This is a genomic window from Verrucomicrobiia bacterium (genome assembly GCA_026414565.1).
Lineage (GTDB): Bacteria > Verrucomicrobiota > Verrucomicrobiia > Limisphaerales > Fontisphaeraceae > Fontisphaera.
In genome coordinates this window covers 1-16,799 of record JAOAIT010000071.1, presented here as the reverse complement: position 1 = coordinate 16,799, position 16,799 = coordinate 1, and the positions used below count along the sequence as shown (strand labels likewise).

The 16,799-nt window shown below is 63.8% G+C and carries 17 protein-coding genes, 1 tRNA gene and 1 pseudogene; 12 read left to right on the top strand and 7 right to left on the bottom strand.

Going from position 1 to position 16,799, the window contains the following annotated elements:
* Positions 1-553 precede the first annotated feature (553 nt).
* Positions 554-1,465, top strand: a complete 912-nt coding sequence (locus tag N3J91_16645) for an HDOD domain-containing protein (protein MCX8158040.1) — start codon at positions 554-556, stop codon at positions 1,463-1,465.
* 243 nt (positions 1,466-1,708) lie between these two features.
* A tRNA-Tyr gene (locus N3J91_16640) sits at positions 1,709-1,795 on the top strand.
* A gap of 33 nt (positions 1,796-1,828) precedes the next feature.
* On the opposite strand, the gene N3J91_16635 is transcribed toward N3J91_16640, so the two are convergent.
* From N3J91_16635 to N3J91_16625, 3 genes are read right to left on the bottom strand one after another with little or no spacing between them, the layout of a single operon-like run.
* Positions 1,829-2,533: an LUD domain-containing protein gene (locus tag N3J91_16635; GenBank protein MCX8158039.1), complete on the bottom strand. Its 705-nt coding sequence runs from the start codon at positions 2,531-2,533 to the stop codon at positions 1,829-1,831.
* A complete protein-coding gene (locus N3J91_16630) occupies positions 2,530-3,951 on the bottom strand; it encodes a LutB/LldF family L-lactate oxidation iron-sulfur protein (GenBank protein ID MCX8158038.1) in 1,422 nt (473 codons plus the stop codon). The genes N3J91_16635 and N3J91_16630 overlap by 4 nt, the downstream gene beginning before the upstream one ends.
* A gap of 14 nt (positions 3,952-3,965) precedes the next feature.
* The gene (locus tag N3J91_16625) at positions 3,966-4,685 is read right to left on the bottom strand and encodes a (Fe-S)-binding protein (GenBank protein MCX8158037.1); all 720 of its coding nucleotides are present in this window, start codon (positions 4,683-4,685) and stop codon (positions 3,966-3,968) included.
* 181 nt (positions 4,686-4,866) lie between these two features.
* Here N3J91_16625 and N3J91_16620 point away from each other — a divergent pair, with 181 nt between their 5' ends.
* Together N3J91_16620 and N3J91_16615 are read left to right on the top strand one after the other, a co-directional pair.
* Positions 4,867-5,154 carry a (2Fe-2S)-binding protein gene (locus tag N3J91_16620; GenBank protein MCX8158036.1) on the top strand — a complete coding sequence of 96 codons (288 nt, stop codon included), beginning with the start codon at positions 4,867-4,869 and terminating at the stop codon, positions 5,152-5,154.
* A 110-nt stretch (positions 5,155-5,264) separates the two neighbouring features.
* Positions 5,265-5,705 carry a hypothetical protein gene (locus tag N3J91_16615; GenBank protein ID MCX8158035.1) on the top strand — a complete coding sequence of 147 codons (441 nt, stop codon included), beginning with the start codon at positions 5,265-5,267 and terminating at the stop codon, positions 5,703-5,705.
* A gap of 161 nt (positions 5,706-5,866) precedes the next feature.
* Here N3J91_16615 and N3J91_16610 read toward each other — a convergent pair.
* A pseudogene (locus N3J91_16610) lies at positions 5,867-6,856 on the bottom strand (GDSL-type esterase/lipase family protein).
* A gap of 196 nt (positions 6,857-7,052) precedes the next feature.
* On the opposite strand from N3J91_16610, the gene N3J91_16605 reads away from it, so the two are divergent.
* Positions 7,053-8,132 carry an agmatine deiminase family protein gene (locus N3J91_16605; protein ID MCX8158034.1) on the top strand — a complete coding sequence of 360 codons (1,080 nt, stop codon included), beginning with the start codon at positions 7,053-7,055 and terminating at the stop codon, positions 8,130-8,132.
* Positions 8,133-8,179: 47 nt separating this feature from the next.
* On the opposite strand, the gene N3J91_16600 is transcribed toward N3J91_16605, so the two are convergent.
* The 3 genes from N3J91_16600 to N3J91_16590 all read right to left on the bottom strand — a co-directional run bounded on the left by N3J91_16600 (position 8,180) and on the right by N3J91_16590 (position 11,051).
* Positions 8,180-8,797, bottom strand: coding sequence for a hypothetical protein (locus N3J91_16600; protein MCX8158033.1), 618 nt, complete (start codon positions 8,795-8,797; stop codon positions 8,180-8,182).
* Positions 8,797-9,765 (bottom strand): AAA family ATPase, encoded by a 969-nt coding sequence (locus N3J91_16595; GenBank protein ID MCX8158032.1) that lies wholly within the window; start codon positions 9,763-9,765, stop codon positions 8,797-8,799. Before N3J91_16595 ends, N3J91_16600 begins: the two co-directional genes overlap by 1 nt.
* A 155-nt stretch (positions 9,766-9,920) precedes the next feature.
* Positions 9,921-11,051, bottom strand: a complete 1,131-nt coding sequence (locus N3J91_16590; protein ID MCX8158031.1) for a family 20 glycosylhydrolase — start codon at positions 11,049-11,051, stop codon at positions 9,921-9,923.
* Between the two features lie 109 nt (positions 11,052-11,160).
* Between N3J91_16590 and N3J91_16585 the strand changes: the two genes are divergently transcribed.
* From N3J91_16585 to N3J91_16555, 7 genes are all read left to right on the top strand, one after another.
* Positions 11,161-11,460, top strand: coding sequence for a Dabb family protein (locus tag N3J91_16585; protein ID MCX8158030.1), 300 nt, complete (start codon positions 11,161-11,163; stop codon positions 11,458-11,460).
* Between the two features lie 16 nt (positions 11,461-11,476).
* A complete protein-coding gene (locus N3J91_16580; protein MCX8158029.1) occupies positions 11,477-12,499 on the top strand; it encodes a Gfo/Idh/MocA family oxidoreductase in 1,023 nt (340 codons plus the stop codon).
* Complete coding sequence (locus N3J91_16575) at positions 12,496-12,987, top strand: N-acetyltransferase (protein ID MCX8158028.1); 492 nt, start codon at positions 12,496-12,498, stop codon at positions 12,985-12,987. Before N3J91_16580 ends, N3J91_16575 begins: the two co-directional genes overlap by 4 nt.
* A gap of 15 nt (positions 12,988-13,002) precedes the next feature.
* Complete coding sequence (locus N3J91_16570) at positions 13,003-13,989, top strand: SDR family NAD(P)-dependent oxidoreductase (protein ID MCX8158027.1); 987 nt, start codon at positions 13,003-13,005, stop codon at positions 13,987-13,989.
* Entirely contained in the window at positions 13,986-15,119 is a 1,134-nt protein-coding gene (locus tag N3J91_16565; GenBank protein ID MCX8158026.1) for a DegT/DnrJ/EryC1/StrS family aminotransferase, read from the top strand. The genes N3J91_16570 and N3J91_16565 overlap by 4 nt, the downstream gene beginning before the upstream one ends.
* 8 nt (positions 15,120-15,127) lie before the next feature.
* The gene (locus tag N3J91_16560; GenBank protein MCX8158025.1) at positions 15,128-16,237 is read left to right on the top strand and encodes a DegT/DnrJ/EryC1/StrS family aminotransferase; all 1,110 of its coding nucleotides are present in this window, start codon (positions 15,128-15,130) and stop codon (positions 16,235-16,237) included.
* Positions 16,238-16,242: 5 nt separating this feature from the next.
* The coding region (locus N3J91_16555; GenBank protein ID MCX8158024.1) for a hypothetical protein at positions 16,243-16,799 on the top strand (557 nt) is incomplete at its 3' end.

Below are 16,799 nucleotides of genomic sequence, written 5' to 3'. Positions count from 1 at the left end.
CATCCGGCCCATGATGAATCACCGTCGCCAGCAACACGCCCTCGTTGCAAGCGTCGTTCAAAGGAGAGGAATCCTGCGGGATGGGATTTGGCTCCTCCCTGGCTTCATACATGCCGATGGTTCCCCACGCTTGCATGGTTTTCGGCTGACCCGGAGCCAATATCCCCTAAAACCTCACTTCGTTCAAGGCCATTTAGGGGAATAGGGAAATGCAAAGTGCAGAGGGGGAAATGCAAAGTGCAAAGTGCAAAATGCAAAGTGCAAAACCGGAGAATTGTCGCAGGCGGATGTGTAAGATGGTGAGTATCAGTCCTAATGGTTAATCCCTGCCGGATTGATTTGGCTTTGGCGGGGGCCGGAGGCGGCGCGCGGGAAGCGTGCGCTCCCCGAGACCGAAGGGAAAATGCGGAAGGGGAAATGCAAAGTGCAAAGTGCAAAATGAAAAATGCAGAGCGGGAGGGGGCGAGGGCGGGGGCAGCGGTGACATCCCCGAGGAATCGGCGATGAAAAATGATTCAAGTTCGGGGCGGGGCTGCCGATATGACCTCTGAGTATGAGTCAAGTGGCCACAGTGAACCGGTTGGCGCCGTTGAACCGGCAGCAGATCAATGCGCGGCTGCATTCGTGTCCGCGGCTGCCGTCGTTGAGCACGGTGAACAGCGCGCTGCGGGAGCTTTTGGCGGCGGATCAAAGCTACACGCAGCAAATCAGCGAGGTGATCCGGCGGGATCCCAGCCTGACCGCCCGGTTGTTGCGGCTGGTCAACTCGGTCTATTTTGGGTTGAACGTGCCGGTGAACAGCATTGAGGAGGCGGTGTTTTACCTGGGGCTGCGGCAGATTCGCCAGTTGGCGATGGTCACGCCGGTGATTGAAGATTTCCAGAAGATGGCGGGGAACGCCGAGTTTCCGTGGCGGGAATTTTGGCGGCATTGTATTGGCACGGCCATCATGGCGCGCGAGGTGCTTTCGGCGGTGCGGATGCCCAATGACGAGGCGGATTATGTGGCGGGGCTGGTGCACGATGTGGGCAAGATTGTGATGGCCTCGGTGTTTCCGCAGCATTTTGCGGAGATTCATCGCCGGGCGGCGGAGAGCAAGGCGCCGTTGCAGGCGATTGAGATTGAGGTGTTGGGGATGGATCATGCGGAGCTGGGGGGATTGTACCTGGAGCAGCACCGGCTGCCGCAGGTGATGATTGAGTCGGCCCGGTTCCATCATTCGCCGGAGCGGGCGAGCCAGCATATTCAGATTGTGGCGGCGGTGCATGTGGCGGATTTGTTGTTGCGCCATGCCCAGATCGGGGTGAGCGGGAATTATCAAAGTGTGGCGGCGGAGGCGTGGTTTGAATCGCCGGCGTGGCATCTGCTGTTCCCGAATCAAACTGACAGCGCCAAGGCGATTGCCCGGGCGGGGCTGAATCGCAGTTTGGAGCGGTTGCCGATGATTTTGGAAGGGTTGGTGTAGGGGCGCAGGCGCGGCCGGCCAGGGTTTTCGGGGCAGGAAAGGCGGTTACCCGCCGGGCGGCGGCCTCGCGTTGGCGGCTGTTTTTTCACGCCCTGCCCACGGTTTTCCCGAGGGTGGGGCAGGGAGGAGGACGGCGCTGGCCGTTGGGCGAATGCCCGTTGGCGGGGGGTGATTTTTCCTCTTGTCGGCGCGGCGGGGCGTGGTTTATTTTCTCTCGCCCGTACCCGCGGGGACGGCTGCGGTGGTAGGATACTCAAGCGGTCAACGAGGGCAGACTGTAAATCTGCTGGCCTACGGCCTACGCTGGTTCGAATCCAGCTCCTACCACCACTTTTCTTTTTCTCTTACCACCTGGCGGAAAACTCACTCTCCGGCGATGAGCAGAATGGTGAGCCGTTTGGGTCCGTGCGCGCCGAGGACCAGGATGCGCTCGATGTCGCCGGTGCGGCTGGGGCCGGTGATGAAGGAGATCATGCTGGGATAGTGGGCGCCGTATTTCTGGCGGAGGAGGGCAAAGGCGGCGAGCAAATCCGGGAGCAACTGTTCGCGGCGGGCCACGACCAGATGATGGGGGGGGAGGATGGAGACGGCGCGGCCGCCGCAGCCGCGGCTGGTGACCAGCACGCTGCCGGTCTGGGCGATGAGGGCCTCGCAGGCGGTGACGGCGCCTTCGCATTGTTCGAGGTCTTCTTTGGCGTAGGGGCGGTCGGTGAAGAGGAGGGCGGGGCCGGGGTCGCGGCAGACTTCACGCAGCAGGGGGTGTTCATGGGTGGCCAGGCGCCGCCATTGTTCTTCGCGGGCGATGCGTTGCACTTCCGCGCGGGCGGCGGCGGTGTCGGGCAACACTTTGAAGGCGGCTTTGAGCAGCTCGGCATTGCGAGCGAACTGGCGGCATTGCTCGTCCCAGGAGGCGCCGACCGCCGGCAGGAGGGGGCGGAACTGGCCGTCGCGCGGGGCGGGGGGGGGTGGTTCGCCCGGGGGGTGGCCCGGGGGTGGGGCTTTGGTTTTGAGGGCTTCGCGGATGCGGCCCAACATGCTTTCGCGGGCGGAGGTGTTTGGGGTGCTCATGCGGGAGAGGAGGGAGTGGCGTGGTGGTGTTTTTTCCACCAGGCATGAAAGCTTTGGCGGGCGAAGCGCGGGGTTTCGCGGGAGCGAGTCCAGGCGCGCGCGGGGTCCAGGGCGGTGCCCTGGACGAGGCGATGGAGGGGTTGCAGCCAGCGGCCCAGCGTCATGGCCAGGTGATAGAGCGGGGGGTGGCGCATCAAGGTTTTGAAGGCGGCAAAGGCCAGGCGTTCGAGGAGCGGCGGGTGGGCACGCACGGCGTTGCGGCGGTTGTGCAGGAGGTGGTGGGCGAGGTCAATTTTGACGGGGCAGGTTTCGGTGCAGGCGCCGCAGAGAGAGGAGGCAAAGGCCAGGTGTTTCCATTGGCGGAGGCCGCGGAGGTGGGGCGTGAGCACGGAGCCGATGGGGCCCTGGTAGGTGGTGCCGTAGGTGTGGCCGCCGACGTTGCGGAAGATGGGGCAGACGTTGAGGCAGGCGCCGCAGCGGATGCAGTGGAGGACGTCGCGCTGTTCGGGGTCGGCCAGCAGGCGGGTGCGGCCGTTGTCGAGCAGCACGAGGTGGAACTGATCGGGGCCGTCGCTTTCGCCGGTCAGGCGTGGGCCGCCGTAGAGGGTGTTGTAGCCGGTGAGCCACTGGCCGGCGCCGGCGGTGGCGAGCATGGGGAGGAGGAGGGCCAGGTCGTCCATGGTGCGGACGAGTTTTTCGATGCCCATGAGGGCGACGTGGATGCGGGGCAGGGAGGTGGTGAGGCGGGCGTTGCCCTCGTTTTCGGTGATGGAGACCATGCCGTTTTCGGCCACGCCAAAATTGACGCCGCTGATGCCCATGTCGGCCTGGCAGAATTTCTGGCGCATGACGCGGCGGGCGATCATGGTGAGGGCCTCGGGGTCGGTGACGGGTTCGGCCTGGAGTTTTTGCTGGAAGAGGGCGCTGATCTGGCCGCGTTTGAGGTGCATGGCGGGAAACACGAGGTGGTAGGGGGGTTCCTCGCGGAGTTGCACGATGTATTCGCCGAGGTCGGACTCAAACACCTCGAAGCCGGCGGCCTGGAGGGCGTCGTTGAGGTGGATTTCCTCCGAGGTCATGCTTTTGGATTTGATGATGAAGCGGACCTGGTTCTGGCGGGCGATGTCGAGGATGATTTCGCGGGCGGCGCGGGCGTCGGCGGCCCAATGCACGCGGGCGCCGCGGTTTTCCAGATGGTGGACAAACTGCTCGAGGTAGCGGTCAAGATGGTTGAGGGTGTCGTATTTGATTTCGGCGGCGGCCTGGCGGGCGCCCTCCCAATTTTGGAAGCGGGCCTTGCATTCGTCGCGTTTGGCCTCGTAGCCGCGGAGGGCCTTGAAAATCCACTGGCGATGTTCGAGGTCGGCCGTGAGGCGGATGGCCTGGGCTTTGAATTGGACGGCGGGGTTCTGGCTCATAACGGGCCTGGGGTTCAAAGGGAATGGGCGAGCACTTCGGCCAGGTGCAGGCAGCGGACGGGGCGTGCCTGACGCGCCAGGAGCCCCTGGAGGTGCATGAGGCAACTGGAGTCCAGGGAGATGACGTAGTCGGCCCGGGTGTCCAGGATGGCCTGGCATTTGCTATCGCCCATGGCGGTGGAGATCATGGGAAACTTCACGGCAAAGGTGCCGCCGAAGCCGCAACAGATCTCCGGCGGGTCCAGCTCCACCAGCTCGAGGCCGCGCACGTGGCGCAACAATTGCCTGGGTTCGTCTCTGATGCCCAGCTCGCGCAGGCCGTGGCAGCCGTCATGAAAGGTGGCGCGGCCGGGGAATTCGGCCCCCACATCGGTGAGCCCCAGCCGCCGGACGAGGAATTCGCTGAACTCGAAGGTTTTGCGGCCGATGGCGCAGGCGAGCGCGTGGTGGGGGGTGCCGGCAAAGAGTTGGGGATAGAACACGCGCATCATGGCGCCGCAGGAGCCGGAGGGGGTGACGATGATTTCGGCGGATTGGAAGACGGCGAGGGCATGTTCCGCCACGGCGCGGGCCTCGTCCCAGAGGCCGGAATTGAAGGCGGGCTGGCCGCAGCAGGTTTGGGCTTCGGGGTAATCCACCGTGTGGCCGAGTTTTTCCAGCAGGCGGACGACGCTGATGCCCACCTGCGGATAGAACTGGTCAATGAAACACGGGATGAACAGCGTGATTTTCATGACGCCGGTAAAACCGGGGACATATTAGCGCAAGCCTCAGCCGACAACAGCAAAAACGGTGGCCCCTGATTGCGGTGGGGGCGGCCGGGCGGGGCGAAGGCTGGAGGGATTGGCCGTGAGGGCGGGGGAATGGGATTTGACAATGGGAGGCGTTGCGCTAATGGTGAGACAGGGACAGAGTATGCCTAAAATAACGATATTGCCCGCCAACGTGTCGGCGGAAGTGGAAGCGGGAGAGACGCTGATTGAGGCCGGCGAGAAGGCCGGGGTGGAGATGGAGGCCGGCTGCTTCAATTGCAGTTGCGGCACGTGTGTGTGCGAGGTGGTGAGCGGGATGGAAAACATCACCGAGCCCACGCCGGAGGAGCTGGATGTGCTGGACGCGTGGAATCGGGATCCGGAGAAATACCGGCTGACGTGTTGCAACAAGATTCTGCGCGGGGAGGTGGTGTTGCGGCAGCTTCATTGAGGGGCCAACGGAGGGGTTGCTTTATGGCCGCCGGGGGCGTAGGATGGGAAGGCGGGTAAAAAACCAAAGCTCGCGGCCAGCAGCAGATCAAAACTCAACCCCTCAAATTTATGATTATTGGCTCCAAAACCGGCGACTCGCGCGTGGGCAGATTGTTGGACATCCTGGGCCTGAAATATCACGTGGATGCCCAGGGCGATTATCAGGTCAGCTTCCGGCTGGAGAACAACCGGCATCAGACGGTGTATATCCGTTCGCAGACCTCGCATTTGGGGCCTTTGGAAATCCGGGAGATTTTCAGCGTGGGCTATGAGAGCGAGGGGCCGCTGCCGGGGGACGTGGCCAACGCGCTGTTGGTGCACAACGCGCACGTCAAACTTGGCGCGTGGAGCCTGCTGCGCTCGTCTTCGAGCAACCGCTGCTACGCGGCGTTCACCGTGCAGATTGCGGCGGAGACGGATCCGGCCTCGCTGCAGACCGCCATGGCGGCGGTGGTGGAGACGGCGGACAAGGCGGAGTCGCTGCTTACGGACGGCGAGGACAAGTTTTAGGAGGCTCAGGGCGGTGTGGCGCCGGCGTTGGTGGCGGCAGCGGGGCGGGGCGGCGTGGGGAGCTGGGGGAGGATGATTTCCGCCAGGGCGTGGCCGATGACGGCATGGCCTTGCTCGGTGAGGTGCCATTGGCCGTGGGGGCGGAAGATGACGGCGGGCTGGGGGAGCGAGGAGAAGAGGTTGGAGCTCCAGAGGACGTGATCGGCGGAGGCGGCGGCGACTTCCCGCAGGGCCGGCGGCAGGGAGGGGCCGAAGGAATTGGTGCCCGTGCGGGTGGGGATTTCCACGAGGATGAGCTGGATGCCGTGGGTGCGGCAGGTCTGGCCCAGGCGTTGGAGGAGGGCGGCGGTCAATTTTTCCTGATAGTGGCGGGCGGCCTCCAAGGTGTTGGTCACGCCGATGGTGTATTCGACGGGGGCGGCTTCGGCGGCCTGGCGGGAGAGGCGGGATTTCATGAAGGTCCAGATGTTGTTCATGACGAGGGAGTAGAGGTAGGAGTGCTGGCTGAGCCAGCGGGTGGGAGGGAAGTTTTGGAAGGGGCGCAGCACCCGGACGCCGGGGAGGTGCACGAACTTGTTGGTGATTAGGCGGCCCTCATGCAGGGCAAAGAGGCCGCACTTGGCGTTGTCGTCGGGGTCATTGGCAAAGAAACCCAGGACCACAAAGTCGGGGCGGTATTTCAGGCCTTCCTGCTCCAGGAAGACGAGCTGCTCGGCGGTGCCGAAGCCGGAGATGCCGGTGTTCAGCACCTCCAGGGGCAGGCGGCGGGCGGCGGCGGCCTGTTCGAGCACCTGGGCATAGGTCTGGCTTTGTTCGCATTCGAAGCCCTGGGTGTGGGAGTCGCCCAGGCAGATGACCCGGCGCACGTCGGGCGGTTTGGCGTAGGGGTAGTCGTGCGTGTCGCGGAAGCCCTGGGCGTTGATTTGAAAGCGCCAGCGGCCGTCCACGCTGCGATGTTCAAAGATGGTGTTGGGCCGGAGGCGGCGGATGGCGAAGGGGCCGTAGCGGGCCTCTTCGTGGAAGCGGGGGAAGAGGACAATTTTGTCGCCAAACACCAGCCGCACAAACAACTCGCCCGCCCCGAGGCACAAGGCGAGGAACAGCAGCAGGCCCAGCAGGCGGGCCAGCCGGCGCTTGGCGGATCTGGTCATAGATGCAGGCGGCCGCCGTGGCTCGCAGCCTGCCGCGGGCGCGAAGTCGGGACGGCACGCCGGGTGGTAGGTAACAAGTGGCGGGGGCAATGTCAACGCCGCAACACCGCGCCGGCCCGGGGCGGCGGCGGATGGATAAAAAGATTGCACAATGGCGGCGGGCCATGACAATCGGCGCCCGGAAAGGACAAGCGACATGAGCCAACGCAACGCGCAGCAAGTGGAGGCCACCCCGGCGGAGCTGGGTTTTCGGATGCCGGCCGAGTGGGAACGGCATGCGGCCACGTGGCTGGGCTGGCCGCATGAGCGGACGGACTGGCCGGGGAAGATGCAGGCCATTGAGTGGGTGTATGGCGAGATGATCCGCAAGATTGGGGCCGGGGAGCGGGTGCGCCTGTGCGTGAATTCCCCGCGGGACGCCCGCCGCGCCCGCGAGGTCATCCGGCTGGCCGGGGGCGATGTGCGGCGGGTGGATTTTCTGCCCTTTCCCACCAATCGCGGCTGGATGCGGGACAGCGGGCCGATCCATGTCACGCGGGCGGGCGGGGAGAAGGCCATCGTGCATTTTCACTTCAACGCGTGGGCCAAGTATCCCAACTGGCGCAAGGACCGGCGCATTCCCGAGCTGGCGGCGCGCAAGTACCGGCGCCGGTTGTTTCACGCGCGGGCGGGCGGGCGCGACTTTGTGATTGAGGGGGGCGGCATCGAGGTGAACGGCCGGGGGACGTTGCTGACGACGTTGGAATGCTATCAGCATCCCACGGTGCAGGTGCGGAATCCGGGGTTGGATCGGGCGGGGTACGAGGCGGCGTTCAAGGCCTACCTGGGGGTGACGCAGGTTTTCTGGCTGGCGGCCGGGCCGGTGGGAGATGATACGCACGGGCACATTGATGACATCTGCCGGTTTGTGAATCCCACGACGGTGGTGCTGATCCAGGAGAAGAATCCCAAGGATGTGAATTACAAGCCCCTGGCGGAGAACTGGGAGCGCATTCAGGATTTGCGGCTGGAGGACGGCTCCAAGCCGGAGGTGGTGGCGTTGCCGATGCCTGGGCCGCTGTATTTTGGCAAAGACCGGCTGCCGGCGAGCTACGCCAATTTTTACATTGCCAACGAGTATGTGCTGGTGCCGACGTTCAACGATCCCCAGGACCGGGTGGCGCTGGGGATCTTGGGCGAGCTGTTCAAGGATCGGCAGGTGGTGGGCATCCACGCGGTGGATTTGGTGCTGGGCTACGGGACGTTGCACTGCCTGACGCAACAAGAGCCGGCGTAACGCACCGCGGTGGGAAACAAGGTTTTGGGGTCGCCCTGGCGGTGCAGTCACAGCCCTTGACAGAAACTGCGCAACGCAGCAAAGGCGGCCTGGTTGAAGGGCCAATACCCTTTTTCAGCCGCTTCCCCCAGGCGCAGGCCGGGTTTATCCCGGCTGGCTAGAAATGCTTGTACACGTCTTTTGTCCGCCTGCCCGATGCTTGCAGGCAAGGGAAAGCCGGCTTGTGCCACACACTGCATGAATTGGCCCACGCAAGGCAGCGCCGGGTCTGTTTGAACCGATTGCAAACAAAGTGTCTCCAGCGTGCCGGCACTTTGATTGTCCGGCAGAATAAAAATGCCAGTTCTGGGGGTGCTGGTGGAAAAGCAGGCGGGGCTGGGAGGCGCGGTCAAACCGGCGGATTTTAGCGAGCTGGCCGCACTTTGCCAGGCGGCCTGAGCGCTGGCTTCGGCATCGCGAATGACGGCGACGGTGGTGACCGTCGAGCGGAATCCGGGCATCAAGGAGAGGGCTTTGAGGAAGGGGCCAAGCTCGCTAATCCCGCCAAAGTTTTGCACCTGGACATGGGCTCGCTGGCAGTGGTTGAGGAAGGCTTGAAAAAAACGCTGTGCATCATGGCCTTCCACCAGGAGTTGAGTGCGGGAGACAAGGCTGACCGGCTTCATCAGCGCACCTCCAGCGCGCTTTTCAGCGCGGCTTCCAGTGCTTCACGGTCGTAAGTGAAGGCTTGAATGTCGTCCTTCATCCGCTCCAGCCGGTGGAGGGCGAAGTCGTAATCCCGCGTTTCTGCAAAGGCTTCATGCGCGGCGACGACGCACTCCCAACTGTGGGTGGTGGCAAAGATTTGCACATTCATGCGGGCGGCGAGGTCGGCGAGGCCCTTCCATACCACTGGCAGGATGGCATGATGGATGCCGTTTTCGATTTCATCAATGAGCACCACCTGCGCGTCTGCGGCGAGGATGCGTGTGTAAATATGCAACAAACGACAGAAGCCCAGGCCCATTTGGGTGATGGGGATCATTTCCGGGAGATCAAGCTCGGCGAAGATCACGGGCTGGTTTTGCGGGTCCAATAACAACTGCAAACTTATCAGGCGTGGTTCAATTTCCTTGAGCAAAGCTTCGACCTGCTTGCTGCGACGTTTGAGAACCAGTTGGTTGAAATCTTTGGCGGTCTGTGCGGGGTCAAAGATGGGGGTGGTCAGCACGGTGACCGCGGGCCATCTTTTTTGAGCCCGCTCCCTGGTTAGCACCAGGGGGCCGATGGGGTAACTTTCTGGAGATGGATAACTGGCAGCCAAGGCTTGAGGCGGGCTGTCTGGGGTCAACCACGCCTGGTGCTCAACTCCATCAAGGGCCGCAACGAATTTGCACTGATCTTGGGCTTTTTTCTGATAAAACAACCAGGGCCAGAAACCCTGGGCATGGGGGCGAAAGAGGCTACTTAATTGCTGAAAGCGGGCCTGGGCCTCGGAAAACCCGCCCGCGTGATCCAGCAGCAGCGTCAGCGCCTCCAGCAGGCAGGTTTTGCCGGTGTTATTCTGACCGGTGATGAGGTTGACCCGCTTGAGCGGCTCAATGCTCAACTGCCGGAAGCATCGGAAATTTTCTATGCGGATGCCCGTGAGCATGAGGTTATCTCGCCACGTCTCAGAGCGTGGTTCAAGTTTCTTTTCGTTCGTTCTTTGGCCCGCCGGCCAGAGCCATGCAACAGGACATGAGGCTGAAGGCGGTTTTTGAAAGTCAGGCCTGTTCTGTGCCTTGCGTGGTGGCCGCCCTGCCAGACTTAACGGTTGGATGTGCCGGTTGGTGGCGGGGGCGCGGCCTTCCATTCCTCGCTCACGCGCAGGAAGCAGCGGGCCACGCGGGCCTGATCGGGCGGGGGCGGGGGATCGTTTTTGAGGCTGTCCCATTCACGCCAGAAGGCGTCCACGCCGCTCCAGACTGTTTGCACGACGCCCAGGAGGCGTTGGCGCACCGGGGGGGCGGCGCGCTCGCGCATGAGAAGGAGGTCGCGCACCTGTTGGGCGCCCACCTCGGCGCGGTTCCAGGGGCAGGCCACGACGCGGAAACCTTTGAGGGCAAAATAAATGGGGGTGGGATGGGCGCGCTCATAATGCCAGTCGCAGATCACCACGTCTTTGGGGATCATATCAATGGCGCGATGGGTGTCATTGAAGCTGGCCTCCCATTCGCCGATGCCGGTGGTGCGGCCGTCGAGCAGGCGGTCGCCCCAGATCCACAGCTCGCGGTTGCGGTTTTTCAGGTGCTCGCGGATGCGGGTGACTTCGCCGGCAAAGAGGGCGGATTTGTCCTTGCCGCCGCAGCGGGGGCAGCGGTCCTCGCCGAGGTAGAACACTTCGTCCATGCCGGCGTGGAAGGCGCGGGCGTCGAAGGCGTCGCATAATTCGTCCACCAGGGCAAAAACCACCTTGTGCACGCCGGGATGGAGGGGGCAGTAGCTTTTGCAATAGAGGCGGTCCGGGTTGGGCCACTGGTATTTGGCGGGCAGTTGGACCCAGGGGGTTTCGTCAAATTCGGGATAGACCTGGAGCAGTTTGCCGGGGGTGCTTTGCCAGGATTGATGGCCGAGGAGGTTGATTTGGGGGATGAGCTGGATGCCGGCGGTGCGCGCGGCCTGGACGAGGCGTTGCACGTCCGTGGGGGTGAGGGGGGCGCCGCCGCGCAGCTCGGGATGGCTCTGGTACTCGTAGTTAAAATCCACGCGCAGGATGAGGGTGTTCACGCCGCGCGCGGCCAGTTCATTGGTCATCCAGCGGGCGAAACGCTCGACCTGCCGCGGGGCGGGGGCCTGGATGCAGAGGCCGCGGACGGGAAAGGGCTCGGCCGCCGCGGCGGGGGCGGCGGCGAGGGCCCAGAGCGCCAGGGCCGGGAGGAGAAATTTGGGGATGTTCATCGGGGCGGAGCATAAGGCAGGGGCGGCGGCGGGCCAAGGATTTTTGCCCATGGGGTGCCGGGCAAATTGGGCATTGCCCGGTTGGGAGGCGTTTGTTAAGTTCGGGCGCATGTTTTCACACGTGGTCATTTTTTGGACCAACCCGGCGCGGCCGGAGGCGGCGGATGCCCTGGTGGCGGGGGCCGAGCAGTATCTGCGGCCGATTCCGGGCATTGTGCATTTTCACGTGGGCAAGATGGTGCCCAGCGGGCGGGCGGTGGTGGAGCAGAGCTACGCGGTGGGGTTGAACCTTGTGTTTCCGGACAAGGCGACGCAGGACGCCTACCAGGTGCATCCGCTGCATGTGGAGTTTGTGGAGAAGGTGTTCAAACCGAACTGCACGCGGGTGGTGGTGTACGATTTTGCGTAAGGGGGAGGCCGAGATCATGGGAGCCAAATCGCCGGTCAAAATGGCCATTGTGGGGTATGGTTACTGGGGGCCGAATCTGGTGCGCAACTTTGCGGAGGCCGAGCACTGCCAGGTGGTCTATTGCTGTGATCTGGATCCCGCCCGGCAACAGCGCGCCCGGCGGCGGCATCCCTGGTTGCAGGTCACCGGCCGGTGGGACGAAGTGCTGGCGGATCGGGAGGTGGACGCGGTGGCGATTGCCACGCCGGTGCACACGCATTATGAGCTGGCGCGGCAGGCGCTGGAGGCCGGCAAGCATGTGCTGGTGGAGAAGCCGCTGACCCTGCGGGTGGATCACGCGGAGGAGCTGTGCGAGCTGGCGCAGAAGCAGGGGCTGGTGTTGCAGGTGGATCATGTGTTTGTGTACAGCCCGCCGGTGATCAAGATGAAGGAGATCGTGGATTCGGGGCGGCTGGGCAAGATTTACTTCATTGACAGCGTGCGCATCAACCTGGGCCTTTTGCAAAGCGATGTGAATGTGGTCTGGGACCTGGCGCCGCATGATCTGTCCATCGTGGATTTGCTGCTGGGCCGGATGCCGCGGAGTCTTTCCGCCTCTGGCGCGGTGCATGCCAATCAAAATATTGAGGATGTGGCGTATTTGAATCTGGATTATGGGGAGGGGCTGATTGCGAATTTTCACGTCAACTGGCTGTCGCCGGTGAAGGTGCGGCAGATGATCATTGGCGGCAGCGAGCAGAGCCTGATTTATAATGACCTGGAAAGCAGCGAAAAGGTGAAGGTCTATAACCGGGGCATCCAGGTGGGCCAGGATCCGGAGAAGCGCCGGCAGGTGCTGATCAGTTACCGCTCGGGGGACATGTGGGCGCCGCACATTACCAACGAGGAGCCGTTGGCGCGCATGGCGGCCCACTTCATCCAGTGCATCCGCGAAGGGCGCACGCCGTTGACCGACGGGCAGGCGGGGCTGCGGCTGGTGCGGATTTTGGATGCGGCCCAGCGCAGCATCAAGGCGCAGGGGGGGCGCGTGGTTTTATGAGCAAGACACCTGAATTCAGCCGGATTGCGCCGGATGTGGTGCTGGGCGAGGGGGTGCAGATTTATGGCTTTGTGAACCTGTACGGCTGCCGGATTGGCCGCGGCACGCGGATAGGGACGTTTGTGGAAATCCAGCGCGGGGCGGAAATAGGGGAACGGTGCAAGATTTCCAGCCACACGTTCATCTGCGAGGGGGTGACGATTGAAGATGAGTGTTTCATCGGGCACGGGGTGATGTTCATCAATGATCGTTATCCCGCGGCGGTGAATGCCGACGGCCAGTTGCAATCCACCGCGGACTGGCAGTGCATCCCCACGCGGGTTAAACGCCGGGCCGCCATTGGCAGCGGCGCGGTAATCCTGTGTGGCGTGACGATTGGCGAGGGGGCGCTGGTGGGCGCCGGGGCGGTGGTGACGCGGGACGTGCCGCCGGGGGCGGTGGTGGCCGGGGTGCCGGCGCGGTTGATGCCGCGCAAGAATATGGAATGAGGATCCATCATGGAATTGAAGGGTAAAACAGTGTTGATCACCGGCGGGGCGGGGCTGATTGGCTCTACGCTGGCCGATTTGCTGATTCGCCAGGAGCAGGTGGGGCGGATCATTGTGCTGGATAATCTGACCCGCGGCACGCTGCACAATCTGGCATGGGCCCGGCAGCATGGGACGGTGGAGCTGGTGCAGAAGGACATCCGGCATTTTGACGACATCCGGCCCCACTTTGACGGTGTGGACGTGGTGTTTCATCAGGCGGCCATCCGGATCACGGCCTGCGCGGAGCAGCCGCGGGAGTGTCTGGAGGTGTTGATTCAGGGCAGCTTCAATGTGGCCATGGCCTGTGTGGAGGCGGGCGTGCGGAAGCTGGTGGCGGCCAGCAGCGCCTCCATTTATGGGGCGGCAGACGTGTTTCCCACGCCGGAAAGCCATCATCCTTACAACAACCGCACGTGGTACGGCGCGGCCAAGATGGCCAATGAAGGCATGTACCGCTATTTTTACGACATGTACCGCCTGCCGTATGTGGCGCTGCGCTATTTCAACGTGTACGGCCCGCGGATGGATGTGTTTGGGAAATACACCGAGGTGCTGATCCGGTGGCTGGACTGCCTGGACCGGGGCGAGGCGCCCAAGATTCACGGGGACGGCAGCACTTCGATGGACATGATTTACAGCGAGGACATTGCCCGGGCCAATGTGCTGGCGGCCCGGAGCGAGGTGGTGGACGAGGTGTTTAATATTGGCTCCGGCCAGGAGACCACACTGTTGCAATTGTTGAAGACGCTGTTGCGCGTGACCGGCTACGAGGACGTGCAGCCGGAGTTTCAACCGTTGCGGAAGGTCAACCCGGTGCCGCGGCGGCTGGCCGACGTGACGAAGGCCCGGCAAAAGCTGGGGTTTGAGGCGCAAATCAGCCTGGAAGAGGGGCTGCGCCGGCTGGTGGCCTGGCGGGCGGAGGCCATGGCGGCGCAACAATGGAAGGCTTACGCCACATGATCCCCATCACCAAGCCCGTCATGGGCGACGAGGAAGCGCGGGCGGCGCAGGAGGTCATCGCCAGCGGCTGGCTGACCCAGGGGCCGCGGGTGGCGGAGTTTGAGCGCCTGGTGGCCGAGTACACCGGGGCGCGGTATGCGGTGGCCTGCAGCAGTTGCACCACGGCGTTGCATCTGGCGCTGGTGGCGCTGGGGGTGGGGCCAGGGGATGAGGTCATCGTGCCTTCCATGAGTTACATTGCGACGGCCAACGCTGTGCGTTACGCGGGCGCGCAGCCGGTGTTTGCCGAGGTGGAGCCCCAGACGTTCAACCTGGATCCGGAGGATGTGGAGCGGCGCATCACCGGCCGCACCAAGGCCGTCATGATCGTGCATCAATTGGGGCTGCCCTGTGACATTGACCGGTTTCTGGAACTGGGCCGGAAGCATGGGGTGAAGATTTTTGAAGACGCCGCCTGCGCCCTGGGTTCGCGCTACAAAGGCCGGCCCATCGGGGCGCATACGGAGATGGCGTGTTTCTCGTTTCATCCGCGCAAGGTCATCTGCACCGGGGACGGCGGCATGGTGACGACCCATAACGAGGGCTATGCGCGGCTGATGAAGGTGCTGCGGCAACATGGCATGAGCGTGCCGGATACCGTCCGTCATCAGGCCAACAAGGTCATTTTTGAGGAGCACAACGAATTTGGGTACAACTACCGCATGACGGATTTGCAGGCGGCGGTGGGCATTGAGCAGATGAAACGGCTGGAGGGGCTGGTGGCCCGCCGGCGGGCGCTGGCGGCCCGGTATCGGGAGAAACTGGCGGGCGTGCCGCATATCGCGGTGCCGCCGGTGCCTGCTTATGCGGAGACCAATTACCAGAGCTTCGCCATACTGCTGCAGCCAACTCTGCCGATGAGCCGGGCGGACCTGATGCAGGCGTTGTTGGATCGCGGGATTGCCACCCGGCGCGGGGTGATGACGGCGCATCGGGAGCGTCCCTACCGGCTGACGCATGGCGAGTTGTCGCTGCCGGTGACCGAGGCGGCGAGCGATCATTCGTTGTTGCTGCCGTTGTATCCGCAGATGACCGAAGCCGAGCAGGATCAGGTGATTCACGCCCTGCGCGAGGTGTTAAGTTCCGCATAAAATCCCCTATGAGCCAGCCCTCCGTGCCCTTTCTGGATTTGCAAGCCCAGCACCGGCAGATTCGCGACGAAGTGTTTGCCGCCTGGGAGGACATCTGCCAATCCTGCCGCTTTGCCCAGGGGCCGCCCACGCAGGTGTTTGAGCGGGAGTTTGCCGCCTATTGCGGGACGCAACATTGCGTGAGCTGCAACTCCGGCACCAGCGCGTTGCATCTGGCGCTGCGGGTGCTGGACATTGGCCCCGGGGATGAAGTCATCACGGTGCCGATGACCTTCATTGCCACGGTGTGGGCGATCAGCTATGTGGGGGCGCGGCCGGTGTTTGTGGACATTGAGCCGGGGCGGCGGACGCTGGATCCGGCCCGGCTGGAGGCCGCCATCACGCCGCGGACGCGGGCGATTTTGCCGGTGCATCTCTACGGCATGCCGGCCGACATGGCGCCGATCCAGGAAATTGCCGCGCGCCATCAGGTGCCCGTGATTGAGGATGCGGCGCAGGCGCACGGGGCGCGTTACCGCGGGCGGCGCGCGGGGCAATGGAGCCGCATCGCCTGTTTCAGCTTTTATCCGGGAAAAAATCTGGGGGCCTATGGGGAAGGTGGGGCGCTGGTGACGGATGACGAGGCGCTGGCGGCCCGGGCGCGGCGGTTGCGCGAGCACGGCCAGAGCCGCCGTTACTACCACGAAGAGCTGGGGTACAACTATCGCATGGACAGCCTCCAGGCGGCGGTGCTGAGCGCCAAGCTGAAGCGGTTGGAGGCCTGGAATGCGGCCCGGCAGGCTTTGGCGCGGCGCTATGACGCCCTGCTGGCGGGACTGCCGGTGACCCGGCCCGCCTTTTTTGCTGACACCGAGAGCGTCTGGCATTTGTATGTGATCGAGTGCGAGCGCCGGGATGAAGTGCGGGAGCGGCTGGCCGCGGCGGGGGTGGAGACGGGGTTGCATTATCCGGTGCCGGTGCACTTGCAGCAGGCTTACGCGCATTTGGGGCATCAGCCGGGGGATTTTCCCCACTCGGAGGCGCTGGCGCAGCGTTGCCTGTCGCTGCCGATGTTTGCGGAAATGACCGAAGCCCAACAACAACGGGTGGTGGAGGCGTTGGCCGCCGCCCTCAAGTAAGCTGCGTGGCCAATACAGCCTGCATCTACATTTATGGCGCCGGGGCGCATGGCCGGGTGGTGCTGGACATTTTTCGTGCGGCGGGCGCCACGGTGGCCGGCTGGCTGGATGACGCTCCGAAACTGAGAGGCGCCCTGCGCGAGGGTTTGCCGGTGTGGGGCGGTCTGGAGTATTTGCGCACGGGCGGGGTGGCGGGCGCCGTGCATGTGGCCATTGGGTTAAGCCCGGCCCGGCTGAGTTTGGGCGAGCGGGTGGAGGCGGCGGGTTTTTCCCTGGCCACGGCGGTGCATCCGTCGGCCGTGGTTTCCCCGGCGGCGTGCGTTGGGGCGGGTTCGTGTTTGTGTGCGGGCAGCATCGTGGGGCCCGGGGCCCGGCTGGGGCGGCAGGTGATTGTGAACACGGGGGCCACGATTGATCATGACTGCGTGCTGGAGGACGGGGCGTGGGTGGCGCCGGGGGTGACCACCGCCGGGGCGGTGCGCATTGGGCGGCTGGCGTATGTGAGCACCGGGGCGGTGTTGGTGGCGGGGGTGAGCGTGGGAGCTGTCTCTTATACACATCT